Origin of the sequence: Aeromonas sp. s6 (assembly GCF_040907815.1) — a bacterium.
Lineage (GTDB): Bacteria > Pseudomonadota > Gammaproteobacteria > Enterobacterales > Aeromonadaceae > Aeromonas > Aeromonas caviae.
The window spans coordinates 1-14,874 of sequence record NZ_JBFOCN010000113.1 but is presented as its reverse complement, the minus strand read 5'-3'; the positions used below and the strand labels follow the sequence as shown (position 1 = coordinate 14,874).

10 protein-coding genes and 1 pseudogene are annotated in these 14,874 nt (G+C 62.6%); 4 read left to right on the top strand and 7 right to left on the bottom strand.

Features of this window, described 5'->3' with window-relative positions; all coding sequences use genetic code 11:
* Positions 1–6: 6 nt before the first annotated feature.
* On the top strand, positions 7–891 hold the full coding sequence (locus AB5Y50_RS17210; protein ID WP_010674672.1) for an AEC family transporter: 885 nt from the start codon (positions 7–9) through the stop codon (positions 889–891).
* 200 nt (positions 892–1,091) lie between these two features.
* On the opposite strand, the gene AB5Y50_RS17205 is transcribed toward AB5Y50_RS17210, so the two are convergent.
* The 5 genes from AB5Y50_RS17205 to AB5Y50_RS17185 form a co-directional block, all read right to left on the bottom strand.
* Positions 1,092–2,321: an MFS transporter gene (locus AB5Y50_RS17205; protein WP_319882526.1), complete on the bottom strand. Its 1,230-nt coding sequence runs from the start codon at positions 2,319–2,321 to the stop codon at positions 1,092–1,094.
* 55 nt (positions 2,322–2,376) lie between these two features.
* On the bottom strand, positions 2,377–3,147 hold the full coding sequence (locus tag AB5Y50_RS17200) for an ABC transporter ATP-binding protein (protein ID WP_319882527.1): 771 nt from the start codon (positions 3,145–3,147) through the stop codon (positions 2,377–2,379).
* Positions 3,140–4,192, bottom strand: coding sequence for an iron ABC transporter permease (locus AB5Y50_RS17195; RefSeq protein WP_319882528.1), 1,053 nt, complete (start codon positions 4,190–4,192; stop codon positions 3,140–3,142). The genes AB5Y50_RS17200 and AB5Y50_RS17195 overlap by 8 nt, the downstream gene beginning before the upstream one ends.
* Before the next feature lie 51 nt (positions 4,193–4,243).
* On the bottom strand, positions 4,244–5,344 hold the full coding sequence (locus tag AB5Y50_RS17190) for an ABC transporter substrate-binding protein (protein WP_319882529.1): 1,101 nt from the start codon (positions 5,342–5,344) through the stop codon (positions 4,244–4,246).
* A gap of 123 nt (positions 5,345–5,467) precedes the next feature.
* Positions 5,468–6,589 (bottom strand): ABC transporter substrate-binding protein, encoded by a 1,122-nt coding sequence (locus AB5Y50_RS17185; protein ID WP_319882530.1) that lies wholly within the window; start codon positions 6,587–6,589, stop codon positions 5,468–5,470.
* Positions 6,590–7,184: 595 nt separating this feature from the next.
* Here AB5Y50_RS17185 and AB5Y50_RS17180 point away from each other — a divergent pair.
* A complete protein-coding gene (locus AB5Y50_RS17180) occupies positions 7,185–10,403 on the top strand; it encodes an ExeM/NucH family extracellular endonuclease (protein ID WP_368163094.1) in 3,219 nt (1,072 codons plus the stop codon).
* Positions 10,404–10,557: 154 nt separating this feature from the next.
* Here the strand turns inward: AB5Y50_RS17180 and AB5Y50_RS17175 are convergent, their stop codons facing one another.
* Positions 10,558–11,097, bottom strand: a complete 540-nt coding sequence (locus tag AB5Y50_RS17175) for a glycine zipper 2TM domain-containing protein (protein ID WP_010674678.1) — start codon at positions 11,095–11,097, stop codon at positions 10,558–10,560.
* 323 nt (positions 11,098–11,420) lie between these two features.
* Between AB5Y50_RS17175 and AB5Y50_RS17170 the strand changes: the two genes are divergently transcribed.
* Positions 11,421–13,043: an acyl-CoA synthetase gene (locus AB5Y50_RS17170; protein ID WP_319882532.1), complete on the top strand. Its 1,623-nt coding sequence runs from the start codon at positions 11,421–11,423 to the stop codon at positions 13,041–13,043.
* A 141-nt stretch (positions 13,044–13,184) separates the two neighbouring features.
* A pseudogene (locus tag AB5Y50_RS17165) lies at positions 13,185–14,180 on the top strand (P-loop NTPase fold protein); the annotation flags it as partial.
* Positions 14,181–14,380: 200 nt separating this feature from the next.
* On the opposite strand, the gene AB5Y50_RS17160 reads toward AB5Y50_RS17165, so the two are convergent.
* Positions 14,381–14,874 (bottom strand): IS4 family transposase (locus AB5Y50_RS17160; protein WP_368162502.1); only part of this gene is annotated, 494 nt, incomplete at its 5' end.

Below are 14,874 nucleotides of genomic sequence, written 5' to 3'. Positions count from 1 at the left end.
ATACCCATGTTCAGCGCCCTGCTCAATATCGTCATTCCCGTGTTTGCGGTGGTGGGCCTTGGCGCCCTCTATGGACGGCTGCGACCGGGCGGGGCCCTGGGTTATGTCAACCGGGCCAATATCGAGCTCTTTACCCCGGCGCTGGTCTTCTCAGCCCTGGTGAAATACCCCCTGGATCTGGCGGCGCACCTGCCCCTTGTGGGGGCCGGTGCCCTGGTGATCCTGCTTCCCGGCTCGCTGCTCTCCCTGCTCAAACTCAAGGAGATAGAGCGGGCCGCACTGATCCTGCCCGCCATGTTTCGCAACACCGGCAACCTCGGCATTCCGCTGATGGTGCTCGCCTTTGGCGAGCAGCAGCTCGGCGCCATCGTCATCCTCTTTGTGCTCTCCAACCTGCTCCACTTCTCGGTGGGGATGTTCATCCTCTCCGCCAGCAGCTCCCGCTGGCTCTGGCTGAGAAGCCCCGTGCTCTGGGCCGCCTTCGCCGGGCTGCTGGTGGCCAACCTGCATATCCCGCTGCCGGAATACCTGGTGACCAGCGCCGCTCTGCTCGGCCAGATAGCGGTGCCCCTGATGCTGTTTGCCTTAGGCATCCGGCTGATGGAAGGGGAGCTGGATCATCTGGGGCTGGCCATCAAGTGCAACCTGCTCTACCTGTTGGCGGGGGGCCTCTCCCTGGGGCTCGCCGTCTGGCTGCTGCCCCTCGAACCTGACTGGATACCACTCCTGATGCTGTCGGTGGCGCTGCCCCCGGCGGTATTGAATTACATCCTGTGCGAGCAGTACCAGTGTCAGCCCGACAAGGTGGCCAGTATTGTGCTCGGCGGCAATGCGCTCTCGGTGGTGGTGATCCCGCTGGCGGTCTGGTTGGCGCTGCATCTGGGGAGTTGACCCTGCTCTGTCTTCCTCTTCAAGGACGCCCGATGGCGTCCTTTTTATTGCTATCGTGCATGTCCGATGTTGTTTTGCTCATCGAGTACAGCCGAGCTTGCTCGCGTATCTGACAAGGTTTTGAAGCCGGTTTAGCCGGATAAGGCAGAGAGTGGAAGGGGGAGAAAGGGAATAAAACAGGGCGGCCTTGGCCGCCCTGTTTATTGATGGGGAGCAGGTTGCACCTGGCCATCCTTGCGCAGCTGGGAATAAAGGCCAACTCCCGCCAGCAGGCCGGCGAGGGCCAGCAGCCACCAGATGGCGGTGGCGGGGCGGCTGCCCGCATCCCCCAGCATAAAGCCGATCAGCAGGTTGCCAAAGAGCGCCATGCAGCCCCCGGCGCTGGCATAGAAGCCGTAGTAGCTGCCGAGCTGCTCAGGGGGGGCGTAGCGGGGCAGTTGGGCGGCGAACAGTGGAAAGCAGAGGATGGAGCCCAGGGAAAGCAGGGCCACCTGCGTCAACACGCCTGCCGTCGGCCAGGGTGCCAGCAGGGGCAGGGCGAGATAGCTCAGGCCCATCATGCCTATCCCCAGCCCCATGGCGAGCGGTACTCCCAGGCGGCGCTCCACCAGGCGGGAGGCTGGGAGCTGGAGCAGAACGCCGATCACCGCCGAGAGGGTGAAGACGCCGCCGAGCAGGTGGGTGGCGTCCGGCAGGCTCTGGATATGGGCGGGGAGGGCGAGGTAGAGCTGGTGGAACAGGATCTGGTAGCTGCCTGCCAGCAGGGTGAACCCCATGAAGGGGCGCTGGCGCACTATCTCCCCCCATTGGCGCAAGATGGCGCCACGGGGGCTCGGGTTGCTCACCGGGCGTTTAGGCAGCACCCGGTATTGCAGCACTCCGAGCAGGGCGAAGAGGCTCGCCGCCAGGATCCCCGTCAGGGTATAGCTCTGCTGGGTCAAGGTGAGGCCGACCAGGGGGCCGAGCAGCATGCCCGCCTCGCTGGCCAGATTGTGCAGGGCGAAGGCGCGCTGACGCTGGCTCGGGTTGTGGCATTCGCTGGCAAGGTAGGCCTGGGCGCAGGGGGTGAACAGAGCCCCCGCAAAGCCGGTGAGGGCGGCGGCCAGCAGCAGGATGGGCAGGGACTCGGCCCAGCCCAGCAGCACGAAGCCTAAAGATCGTACCAGGCAGCCCCAGACGATGGCGGGATGGTAGCCGATGCGATCCCCAAGGGTGCCGCCCAGCAGGAAGAGCCCCTGCTGGCTGAAGACCCGCATCCCCATGACGAGGCCACAGGCCCAGCCGGCCAGGCCGAGCCCGCTGCCCATGTGCTGGGCGAGGAAGGGCATCATCATGTAGAAGCCGAGGTTGAAGGCGAGCCCATTGGTGATGAGCAGGCGGGCGGCCGGGCTCATGCCCTGCCAGTCCCGCCAGTAGGAGGCGCCGTTCATGGTCGCCTCCCGCCAGTGCGTGGGGAGGTGGTCGCCGGGGTGGCGCAGGACTGTGTCATGATGTCTTTCGCAGGGTTCTGAGGAAGGGGATGCCGTGCTGATCGTGGCTTATCTCCACCGGCACCTGGTAGAGGCGCTCGATGAGGGCCGCGTCGAGCACCCGGGCGGGGGGGCCGAAGGCCTGCAGATCTCCCCCTGCCAGCACGATCAGCTGATCGGCAAACTGGGCGGCCAGGTTGAGATCGTGCAGCACCACCAGGGTGATCCACTGCTGCTCCCGGGTCTGCTGGCACAGGTGCTCCATCAGTTGCATCTGGTGGTGCAGGTCCAGGGCGCTGACCGGCTCGTCCAGCATCATGATGCGGGGGTCGCGCAGCAGCACCTGGGCGAAGAGCACCATCTGCCGCTGGCCGCCGCTCAGGGAGTAGAGGGGGCGATCCGCCAGATGGGCGATGCCGAGCGCCTGCAGGGCGCGGCCGGCAGCCAGGATGTCCTCGTCCGCGAGGCGCATGGAGAGGCTGTCGAGGCGCCCCAGCACCACCACTTCGATGACGCTGAGATCCAGCTCCAGCTGGATGTTCTGGGGCATGTAGCCAAACTGCTGGCGCCACCTGGCCTGCGTCATCTGGCGGGCACTCTGGTCCCCGAGGCGAATGTCGCCACTGTCCGGGGTCAGTTCACCAAAGAGGGTGCGCATCAAGGAGGTCTTGCCGGTCCCGTTCGGGCCGATGATCACATGGACCTGACCCGGCTGCAGGGTAAGGTCGAGTTCCCGCAGCAGGGTCTGCTGGCCGAGGGAGAGGGAGAGTCGGGTTATCTCAAGCACGTTTACGCCCCCTGCCGAGGATCAACCAGATGAAGAAGGGCACGCCAATGAGCGCGGTGACGATGCCGATGGGGAACAGGGCCCCCGGAATGATGGACTTGGAGAGCACCGAGGCCGCCGAGAGCATGCAGGCGCCGCACAGGGCGGAGAGGGGGATCAAAAAGCGCTGATCTTCCCCCACCAGCATGCGGGCGATATGGGGGGCCACCAGGCCGACGAAGCCGATCACGCCGACGAAACTGGTGGCGGTGGCGGTGAGCAGGGCGACCAGCACCAGGGTTTTCATGCGCAGTCTGTCGACGTTGACCCCGAGGCTGCGGGCGCGGGCTTCCCCGAGGCGCAGGCTGGTGAGGGCCCAGGCGTCACGGTAGATGAGCAGGGTGCAGATCAGGGTGACGACGGCGGTGATGATCAGGGAGTCCCAGGTGGTGCGCATCAGGCTGCCAAACAGCCAGAACAGGATCTGCTGGTTGAGCTCGGGGGAGGAGAGGAACTGCAGCAGGGAGAGCAGGGACTGGAACAGGAACAGCAGGGCGATGCCCGCCAGGATCAGGGTCTGACTGCTGACATGGCGCATCATGGCCAGACCAAACAGCAGGCAGGCGGCAAACATGCACACAATGAAGGCACCGGCCGGGATGGCCACCAGGGGAGGAAGCCCGAGGCCGCCGGTGTAGAGGGCCAGCGCCGCGCCAAGGCCCGCCGCCGCCGCGAGCCCGAGGGTATAGGGACTGGCGAGGGGGTTATCCAGCAGGGTCTGCATCTGCACACCGCCAAGACCGAGGGAGGCACCGACCACCAGGGCCATGAGGGCGATGGGCAGGCGCATGTCGTGGACGATGGTGCGGGTCATGGGATCGGCCTGGGCGGGGGCGATCAAGGCATCGATCACGTCGTGCAGGGCCAGCAGGGAGGGGCCGGTGGCGATGTCGAGCACCAGGGTAATGCACAGGACCAGGGCGAGCAGCAGGAGCCAGTGCCAGCGACGGCGCTCCCGTTGCCGCTGCCGGGCGAGGGTCTGCTGCAGGGCAGGCAAATCATTCATGGTGACAATCCTGAAACGGGCGCCACAAGAGGCGCCCACGAAGGTTGAAGGTTAAAGAGCGATAGCGAAGGTGCCGTCTGCCTTGACCGGCAGATAGCGCCGATAGAAGTCGAGGTAGTTGGCAAGCGGATCCATCTCCTTGAACAGGCTCGGATAGAGCGCCTTGGCCATGAACTGGACCATGGTGTAATCGAGCAGCGTGCGGGAGGCGCCCTGGTAAATCCCATAGATGCGCTTTTCCTTCACCGCTGGCAGGTTCGCCCAACCTTTACGCTCGGTAAAGGCCTGGAGCCGTGCCCGAGCGAGCGCGGGATTGACTCCCTGGCCCAGCAGCACGGCGGTGGGGTTCTGGGTGGATTCAGTGCCGGTGAGGAAGATGACCTCGGGTTTGGAGACCAGAACCTGCTCGGGGTTCATGGGGCCGTACCATTCTACAAAGGGGGCGGCGATGTTGTCGCCGCCAGCCAGGTGGCCGAGCGGACCCCACATGCCCTTGCCGTAGCTGAAGCCATATTCGTCAGGCCCCTTGTTGCCAAACTCCACGTAGAAACGGGGCTTGGGCAGATTGGCGGCGGCGATCCGGCCATGTACTTCGTCGATGGCATACTGGTACTCGTCTGCGAGCTGGCGAGCGCGAGGCTCGGTGCCCGCAATCTTGCCGAGCAGCAAGGTACTGGCCTTGTGATTGGCGGGGAGTTCCATGTTGTAGTCCACGACCACCACGGGCAGACCGGCCTGTTCGAGACGGGCCACGTCCTGGCCAAGACCTTTGTATTGCCAGTCGGCCAGAACGACGACATCGGGTTTGAGGGCGAGCACTTTTTCCACCGAGAAGGTCTGCACTTCTACCTCGCCTACGTCGGCTATCTCCTTGAGGGACGGGCGATGGGCGGTAAAGAGGGACCAGTTGGCAGGACGCCAGCCTTCCCAGGCCTCGCGAGAGATGCCGACGACCCGATCGAAGGCCTGTTCGCCACCGACGGCCATGTAGTCTTCAAAGTAAAATGCGAGCACTACCCGCTTGGCGGGGAGATCGACCTGGACTTCCCGTCCCAGCACATCTGTCAGGGTTTCAACTTTCGCCTGTGCGGTGCCAAACCAGCAGCAAAGGCTTGCCAGCACCAGGCTGGCATAGCGGGAGAAAAGTGTCATCTGCGTGTGAACTCCATCTTGTCTTGTGGTTTTTTGTCGTTTTTGTCACCGGCAACCTGAGGTCGCCGGTGGGTTCTCCACCGGGTGGAGGAGGGAATGAGCCGGAGAGACCCCGGCCGACACTCAGTGCGCGTTGTGCTGATGAATGCCCAGCATGAAGGTGCCCTGGGGACGGATGGGCAGGTAGTGCTGGTAGAACGCCTGATAGGTGGCCAGGGGGTCGAGATCCTGGAAGAGGTCCGGATAGAGGGCCTTGGCCATGAACTCGATGAGGGCGGCATCCATGATGCTGCGGGTGGCGCCGTGATAGACCGCGTAGAGGCGACCCTCCTTCACCGCAGGCAGCTCGCGCCAGCCCGGACGGGCGGCAAAGCCTTGCAGACGCTGGCGCACTGTCTCTTCCGACACATCCTGGCCGACCTGCATGGCGACGGCACTGTTCACGCTCTCGTAGCCCGCCATCAGGATCACCTCGGGCTTGCTCGCCAGCAGTTGTTCCGGGTGGATGGGGCCCCAACGATCGACGAAGGGGGCGGCCACGTTGTTGCCACCGGCCAGCAGGGCCATGGCGCCCCACATGTCCTTGCCATAGGTGTAGCTGTACTCGGCCGGGCCCTTGTCACCCAGCTCGATGTAGACCCGGGGCGGCGTGCGCTTCGCGGCGGCGATGCGGGAGGTGATGGTGTCAATCTTGGCCTTGTACTCGTCGGCCATCTTCCGGGCACGGGCCTCCTGGCCGGTCAGCTTGCCAAGCAGCAGGGTGCTCGCCATGTGCTGTGCCAGGGTCTGGGCGTTGTAGTCGATGACCACCACCGGGATCCCCGCCTGCTCAAGGCGTGGCAGGTCGGCGCTCAGGGCCTCATATTGCCACTTCGCCAGGATCACCAGGTCGGGCTTGACCGCCAGGGTCTTCTCGATGGAGAAGCTCTGATCCTGCACGTTGCCAAGGTCCGGCACGTTGGCCAGTTGTGGCTGGCTGGCCACGTAGAGAGACCAGATGGCGGGACGGGACTTCATGAACCAGCCCAGGGACATGCCCACCAGGCGTTCGGCCCCGCCTTCACCGGCCACCGCCAGGTAATCTTCGGGATAGAAACCGAGCACGATGCGGTTTGCCGGAAGGCTGAGGGAGACCTTGCGGCCCATCACATCTTCCACTTCAACGGGGGGGGCGGCCTGCGCCATCCAGCTCACCAGGACGAGCTGGCCGAGCAGCAGCAACTTTGCCAGGGGGTGACGAAACATCTTGTAGCACCTCGAGAATAGAGACGGTCAAAAAAGAAAGTGAGAACTATTGCTATTCGCGAGCGCAAAAGCAACAAACGTTTGTGTCATCCCCTCTCTTGTTATTTCTGTTATTACTGGAACCGGTTCCACAAGAGCACTAGGAGAGCGTTCCACCCCCGGTTTTCTGCCTTCTCGGGCCACGAAGGGGGTGGCGCCCGGTATGGCGCCCATGGATTTGCCCATGATCCGGAGTCTGTGAGTGAAGTTGTTCACGAGATGGTAGCGGGCAGAGGGTCGCCGTAGTGCTCCCCCGTCTGCCCCAGCGCCGATGTCACTCCCTGACAGAGGCCGCCAGCAGGGGCTGGAGGACGACAACTTCCTGCGCAGCGATGGCAGACACTGCCCATTCGGGTATTGCCCGTCACCTTGGCGCAACATTTTGTTGTCATTGTTAGCCAGCTCGCAGCAGCCCCGGCGCCGACGGGGCAGAGTGGGCGCGCAGTTTCGGCCGGGGGCTGACATGCCTCCCGTTGATGGCTGCATCCAAGGTGCTGCGGCCCGCCTTGTGCGGGGCGCCAATAACATGATCTGCAAATAAAAAAGGAAACTGACCATGTCAGGAAGACACTCTCTGGTGGCGCTGGCCGTCGGGCTGGCGCTCGCTGGACAGGCACAAGCGCAACTGTTTATCACCGAATACCTGGAAGGGTCCGGCAACAACAAGGCGGTGGAGCTGAGCAACCTCGGCTCGGACCCCGTCGATCTCTCCCAATACCGGCTGGCCCTCTACGCCAACGGCAAACCCATCAGCGAATCCCCCACCAACAGCCTGGCGCTGCAAGGCACCCTGGCCCCGGGCGCCACCCTGGTGCTGGCCAACCCCTCTGCAAATGCCGAGATCCTGGCCAAGGCCAATCAGACCAGCGGCAACCTGGTGTTCAACGGTGACGATGCCCTGGTGCTCTATCGCGGCAGCGAGATAGTGGACAGCGTCGGCCAGGTGGGGATGGATCCGGGCACGGCCTGGGTGTCGGGCAACGTCTCGACCCTGGACATGACCCTGCGCCGCAAGGCCACCGTCACCATCGGCCGCACTGATGCTACGTCCCCTTTTGATCCGGCGCAGGAATACGTGGCCGCCCCGAAAGATGACGCCAGTGGCCTGGGTTGCAGTGGCGATGGCCCCTGCGATGGCACCCAGCCGCCCGCCTTCGTCTGCCCGGTGGAGAGCCTGGTGCCGGTGCCCGCCATTCAGGGCCCCGGCACCAGCAGTCCGCTGGTGCCGGCCGGCAAGTTCGAATCGGAACAGGCCTATGCCACCCGAGGCGTGGTGACCCAGGTAGTGAGCGGCCTCTACAAGGGCTTCTTCATTCAAGATGAGCAAGGGGATGGCGATCCGGCCACCTCCGACGGCCTCTTCGTCTACACCACCAAGGCCAACGCTGCCATCGTGCCGGGGGCTGAGGTGTGCGTTTCGGGCAAGGTGAAGGAGTATTTCAATCAGACCCAGCTCAACGCCGACGAGCTGGTGGTGACCCGGCCCGCTGGGGCAGTGCCGGCGGCAGTGGATCTGGTGCCGGTGGCGGGCGAGAGCCTGAACCAGCTGCTGGAGCGTCACGAGGGGATGCAGGTACGGCTGGTGCCCGGCTCCAGCCTGGTGGTGACCCGCAACTTCAGCTTTGATTACGACGGCAAGCGCAACAACCTGGTGCTCTCTTATGGTGCGCCGCTCATCAAGTCGACCCAGAAATTTGCCGCCATGAGCCAGGAGGCGAGCGACTGGGCCCTTCGCAACCAGCAGAACCAGCTGGTGGTGGAGACCGATGCCAAGGCGCCGGATGGCGTGCTGCCCTGGTTCCCCGGCTTCAACGCCGAGGACGGTTACCTGCGCATCGGCGACAAGCTCAACGGGCTGGAGGGGGCGCTCGGTTACTCCTACAACCTGTTCCGACTGGTGGCCAGCAACCGCATCGATGCCAGCCAGATAGATCACAGTGGCTGGGATCGGGTGGAAACGCCGGAACTGGCCGAGGCGGGGGATCTGCGGGTCGCGAGCTTCAACGTGCTCAACTTCTTCACCACTGTGGTGGGGGGCGATGCCAACCCCACCGGCAGCAACCGGGGCGCCTTGACGGTGGCGGAGTTCGAGTTGCAGCGCACCAAGATCGTCAGCGCCATCACCCGCCTCAATGCCGACGTGGTGGGGCTGATGGAGATCGAGAACAACGGCTACGGCGACAACTCCGCCATCGCCAATCTGGTGGCGGCCCTCAACGCCGCCCAGCCGGACGAGGCGGATCACTACCGCTGGATTGCCTCGCCGGATGGCAAACCCATTGGCACCGACGCCATCACGGTGGGGCTCATCTACCGGCCCGCCAAGGTGACCCCGGAGGGGGCCGCCAGCCTCATCGCGCTGCCGGTGCAGCAGGCCGAGGTGGTGGACGCCAGCGGCAAGCCGGTGACCATCAACCAGGGGATGCGCGAGTCGCTGGTACAGCGTTTCAGCTCGCCCAAGGGGGATGCGCCCCTGACCCTGGTGGTCAACCACCTCAAGTCCAAGGGCTCCGCCTGCTTCGAGGATTACCCCGACTACGCCACTGCCGATCCGCTGGATGGCCAGGGCCACTGCAACGCGCTGAGGGTCTCTGCCGCCAAGGTGCTGGGGGAGCAGCTCAAAGAGTTGGCCGGGGATCTGCTGCTCATCGGCGACATGAACGCCTATGGCATGGAAGATCCCATCCGGGTGCTGACCGACTATGATCCGGCCGCCCAGGCGCGCCAGATCATGAGCGCCTCCTTCACCACCCTGGCGGGTCAGCCCTTCGAGGAGAGCGGCAGCGTCCTTGGCAAGGGGTATGGGTTTGTGAACCTCAACACCCGCTTCCACGGCACCGACACCTACTCCTACAGCTATGAAGGGGAGCTCGGCAACCTGGATCACGCCCTGGCAAACCCGAGCCTCGCGGCCAAGGTGATCGGCATCGAGGATTGGCACATCAACTCCGCGGAGAGCAACTTCTTCGAGTACGGCAGCAAGTACAGCGGCCAGCTGGCGAAATCCGAAGGGCCCTTCAGCGCCTCGGATCACGATCCCGTGCTGGTAGCCATCCAGTATCCGCTGCCGCCTGCCGGGGTATTGAGCCTCGAGAGCGCCGCTGCGAACGTGGAGGAGGGCAACACCCTGGCCTTGAGCGTGGCGCGCCGTGACGGCAGCCATGGGGAGGCGAGCGTGAGTTATCGCATCGTCCATGGCAGCGCGGACGCAAGCGACGTGGCGCCCCTCACCGGCACCCTGCACTGGGCTGCCGGGCAGAGCGAGCCCCAGACCATCAGCATCCCGGTGAAGAGCGACACCCTGCACGAGGGGGACGAGACCTTTACTCTGGAGCTGTTTGACCCGAGCGGCGCGGCCCTGGGGGATCAGCACCAGACCCTGGTGACCATCAAGGACAAGCTGGCACCGTCCACCATCTCGCTGGCTCAGGCCAGTATCACGGTGAACGAGGGGCAGTGGTTTGCCGAGATCCCCCTGGTGCGAAGCGGCGATCTGAGCAAGCCGGCCCGGGCCCGGGTGGCCCTTGACGGGGTCACGGCGCGCTGGGGGCTGGATTTCCTGCCCTGGTTCGGGCAGACCGTGAGCTGGGCTGCGGGCGAGGGGGGCAGCAAGTCGGTCAAGGTGCTGATCATCGATGACTGGTTTGTGGAGCCCACCGAGCAGTTCAGCGTGAGCCTCGATCGGGTGGAAGGGGGCCAGCCCGGCGCCCTGCAGCAGACCCGGGTCGACATCCAGGACAACGACAAGCCCTGGTGGCCCTTCGGTCGCCACTGAGGATGATTGAGCAAAAGAAAGGGGCCTGCGGGCCCCTTTCTATTGAGAACACTTTTGTTGGGAAGACCTGTTGCAGACAGGTGGGGTTGCGAAGATGAAAAAGGCCCACCGTCATGGTGGGCCTTCCTCATGGCAGGGCGCTCCTAACGGAGTATCAACCCTGCGCGTTGCTCAGTACCAGCTTGCCATCCTTGACCGGAATGGTGGGGCCGGGTTGCTTCTCCATGCGTACCACCCCTTCCTGGCCGGCGAGGCGGTAGGTGACGTCATAGCCGATGGTGCGGGTGCTGCTCTCCTGCACCGTCTTGCAGCGCTGCTCCGTGGTGGTGTAGGTATCACCGGCCTGCATGTTGCCCTGCACCTGATTCCCGGCATAACCCCCTGCCACGGCACCGGCGGCGGTGGCCACCTTCTTGCCGCTGCCACCGCCAAACTGGTGGCCGACCACGCCGCCCAGGGCCGCGCCAACCACGGTACCCAGGATCTTGTGTTCGTCCTGCACCGGCTTGCGGTGGGTCAGGGTGACGTTGCGGCACTCCTGACGCGGCGTCTTGATGGTCTCGGTCACCGGCTTGCTGGCCAGCACCTCGGCAAACTGGGGCTCTGATGAAAACAGGGATCCGCTGGCGACCGCCGACAATGCCAGCGCAGAGGCCACACCGATCCCGACACCTGCCAACATGGATTTGTTCATCACTCTTCTCCTCGTACTCATACCCGTTGAGGGCTTGGGATCATTCTTGGCATTTTGCGCCACAGGCTCAAGGCAAGGGCCACGGGATCGCGACAGGGGCTGACTGCGCAAAAAGTGACCGCGCAAAAATAGCGTCGGCGATTGGCGACAGGGGGAGCAGGGCCGAGGGCCCCTAAGACGTTTCGCTAATACCTGGGATCTGCCCCCCTTGATACCCTTTCATCCGGTTCCAGCCGGCATCCTGGCCTCGTATCAGGGCGCAATGCCGGTCGTGGTGAACCGCGAGAGCCACCCCGTTTTGTGTCCCTGTGAGGAAGGATCCGATGACAGAGCAGAACATGTACGACGCCGGCCTTGGCAAGACGCCCGCCAATTTCGAGGCGCTGACCCCCTTGAGCTTTCTGGGGCGGGTCGCCCGGGTCTATCCCGACTATCCGGCGCTGATCCACGGGCCCCTGCGCCAGAGCTGGGCCCAGACCGAACGCCGTTGCCGCCAGCTCGCCTCGGCCCTGCGCCGTCGCGGCATTGGCGAGGGGGACACCGTCTCCATCGTCGCCCCCAATGTGCCGGCCATGTTCGAGGCGCACTTCGGGGTGCCCATGAGCGGCGCTGTGCTCAACACCATCAACACTCGGCTCGATGCGGACGCCATGGCCTTCATCTTCCAGCACGCCCAGAGCAAGGTGGTGCTGGTGGACCGGGAGTTCGGCGCCGTGGTGCGAAAGGCGCTCTCTCTCATTGACAGCCAGCCCCTGGTGATCGCCATCGACGATCCCCTCTACCGGGAAGGGGAGCTGATCGGCGAGCTCGACTACGAGGGGTTCATCGCCCAGGGGGACAGGGACGAACCCGGCTGGCTGCCGGCGGATGAGTGGCAGGCCATTTCCCTCAACTACACCTCCGGCACCACGGGGAACCCCAAGGGGGTGGTCTATCACCATCGCGGCGCCCACCTCAATGCGGTCAACAATGCCCTCTCCTGGGAGCTGCCCAAGCACCCCGTCTACCTCTGGACCCTGCCGATGTTTCACTGCAACGGCTGGTGCTTCCCCTGGACCCTGGCAGCCACCGCCGGGGTGAGCGTCTGTCTGCGCCACGTGCAGGCGGCGGCCATCTACGGGGCGCTGCGCGAGCACAAGGTGAGCCATTTCTGCGCCGCCCCCATCGTGCTCAATATGCTCAACAATGCCGATCCGGCCCTCAAGCAGGGGCTCGACCATCCCGTCAAGGCGATGACGGCGGGGGCAGCGCCACCCGCCACCGTGATCGCCGGCATGGAGGCCATGGGGATCGCCGTGACCCATGTCTATGGCCTCACCGAAACCTATGGCCCCTGCGTGGTGTGCGAGCCGCAAAGACGCTGGCAGGGGCAGGATGCCACCACCCTCTCCCGTCTCAAGGCGCGCCAGGGGGTGGCCTCCCCCCTGCAAGGGGAGATGCGGGTCATCAACCCCGTCAGCGGCGAGCCGGTCCCCATGGATGGCAAGACCCTGGGAGAGATAGTGCTGCGGGGCAACATCGTCATGAAGGGCTACCTCAAGAACCCGGCGGCGAGCGAGGAGGCGATGGCACAGGGATGGTTTCGAAGCGGGGATCTCGCGGTCTGGCACCCGGACGGCTATGTGGAGATCAAGGACAGATCCAAGGACATCATCATCTCCGGCGGGGAGAACATCTCCAGCCTGGAGGTGGAGGACGTGCTCTATCGCCACCCCGATGTGGAAGAAGCCGCGGTGATCGCCATGCCGGACGAGACCTGGGGGGAGGTGCCCTGCGCCTTCGTCAAGCTCAAGGAGGGGCGCGAGCTCACCCAGGCCGAGCTCATTGCGTTCTGCCGCGAGCAGATGGCCCACTTCAAGGCCCCCAAGCGCATCATCTTCACCCCGCTGCCCAAGACCTCCACCGGCAAGGTGCAGAAATTTATGCTGCGCAAGCAGCTGGAGTAGAACGGGAAGTCACAGTCATGTGAAGGTTTAAGCTGGCGCCATATTGCCTAGGGGTGATATGGCGCCAAATCCTATGTTCATCAAACTCTTTCGGAACTCACTCTGGTAATATCCTGCTCAGTATCGGGACGGGAAAGCACTATGACGGTTACAGCATTTAATTGGAGTGAGCCACTTCCATGGGATGGCCCGGGAGCCATTAGCGGTGTAGTGGAAGCGTTGGCAGGTGACAGGCTGGACCGCGCTCGCTATGCCGAGTTTCTTACCAACTATCTGGCGGCCGAGGGCAAACAGCGCAACTATGTGCTGAACCTCAATGCCGAATGGGGCGCGGGTAAAACCTGGTTTATCAAACGCTGGTATATGGAGCTTAAAGAGCATTATCCCACCGTCTATATCGATGCCTGGCAGCAGGATTTTTCCGATGATCCCTTGTTGACGGTGATCTCGTCGATTATTGAACAATTGAGAGACGCCACCGGAAATAATGTTGCCGTACCTGATGGCATCAAGTCCAGGCTATTGGGGTTGCTTAAGGTCGGCGGAAAATTGGTGATCAAGTCAGCCATTAAAAAGGCTGGGCTGGAGGATGGTGATTTCTCTTTGGAAGGTGAAGATGCAGATCAGTTAGTTGACACGCTCTGTAGTAATCATAGAGAGCGTTATGAATCTATCCAGTATCTTAAAAAAGAGATCCGGCAATGGGTTGAGGCCGCTGTTTCTGCTAACTTGGATCAATTGGATGACAAAGGTCGTTTGGATTATCCCGCCTTTATTTTGATTGATGAGCTGGATCGCTGTCGTCCCTCCTATGCGGTAGAAATGCTGGAAACCATCAAGCATATCTTCGATATTTCTGGTGTGGTGTTTGTGCTCGCAACGGATACCGAACAACTTCAGCATGCTATCAAGGTAATTTATGGTGAAGGCTTTGATGCGGAGAGCTATCTTGGACGATTTTTTCATAGACGATTTACGTTAGGCAGTATCTCTCGTAGAGAGTTTATTCAGCAGGCAATTTCAGATAAAGCATTGTATTTTGAAAATATTAATGTATGGCCAGAGGTTGTTGATAGCCAAGTGCTAATCAATATTTTGAGTGCTATCTGTGATCATTTCTCTTTAAACTTGCGAAAAACAGAGCAAGTGCTTGACAGAACTATTGCATCAATCCTGAATTACAATGGCGGTAGATTGAACCTAGTTTTTCTTGTTTATTTGTTTTCCCTGTGCGAAAGAAATTATGAAGATTATCGGGCTGTAGCGGATGGGAAAATGCCGACGACAGATAGTCATCCTAAGCTAAAAGGTTTCAATGTTCTGGTCCTGTCTCTTGATCAGATCTTGATCCCCTGTGCCATCAAATCCTTGGCGGCAAGAAAGCCATCCAGTTTACTTTGCAGGGCTTCCCAGCCTTCCCAGAGGGCGCCCCAGCTGGCAATTCCGGTTCGCTTGCTGTCCATAAAGCCCCCCAGTCTGGCTATCGCCATGTAGGCCCACTGCAAGCTCCCGGCGCGCTCTTTGCGCTTGCGTTTTCCCTTGTCCAGATAGCCCAGTAGCTGACATTCATCCGGGGTCAGCACCGTTTCTGCGGACTGGCTTTCTACGTGCTCCGCTTCTTTTAGCAGCCCTTGTGCCCTGAGCGCTTGCGGCAGGGTGAAGCTTTCTCTGAGCTGTAACAGCCTGACTGCAACAAACGAGAGGATCGAGACCATGCGCTCCAGATTATCCGGCTCCTCCATGCGTTGCCTCTCGGCTCCTGCTCCGGTTTTCCATGCCTTATGGAACTCCTCGATCCGCCAGCGATGGGTATAAATGTCGATGACGCGCA

Coding starts and splice junctions, on each gene's coding strand:
- AB5Y50_RS17210 (WP_010674672.1), top strand. CDS start 7: ATGTTCAGCGCCCTGCTCAATATCGTCATTCCCGTGTTTGCGGTGGTG.
- AB5Y50_RS17205 (WP_319882526.1), bottom strand. CDS start 2,321: ATGAACGGCGCCTCCTACTGGCGGGACTGGCAGGGCATGAGCCCGGCC.
- AB5Y50_RS17195 (WP_319882528.1), bottom strand. CDS start 4,192: ATGAATGATTTGCCTGCCCTGCAGCAGACCCTCGCCCGGCAGCGGCAA.
- AB5Y50_RS17190 (WP_319882529.1), bottom strand. CDS start 5,344: ATGACACTTTTCTCCCGCTATGCCAGCCTGGTGCTGGCAAGCCTTTGC.
- AB5Y50_RS17185 (WP_319882530.1), bottom strand. CDS start 6,589: ATGTTTCGTCACCCCCTGGCAAAGTTGCTGCTGCTCGGCCAGCTCGTC.
- AB5Y50_RS17180 (WP_368163094.1), top strand. CDS start 7,185: ATGTCAGGAAGACACTCTCTGGTGGCGCTGGCCGTCGGGCTGGCGCTC.
- AB5Y50_RS17175 (WP_010674678.1), bottom strand. CDS start 11,097: ATGAACAAATCCATGTTGGCAGGTGTCGGGATCGGTGTGGCCTCTGCG.
- AB5Y50_RS17170 (WP_319882532.1), top strand. CDS start 11,421: ATGACAGAGCAGAACATGTACGACGCCGGCCTTGGCAAGACGCCCGCC.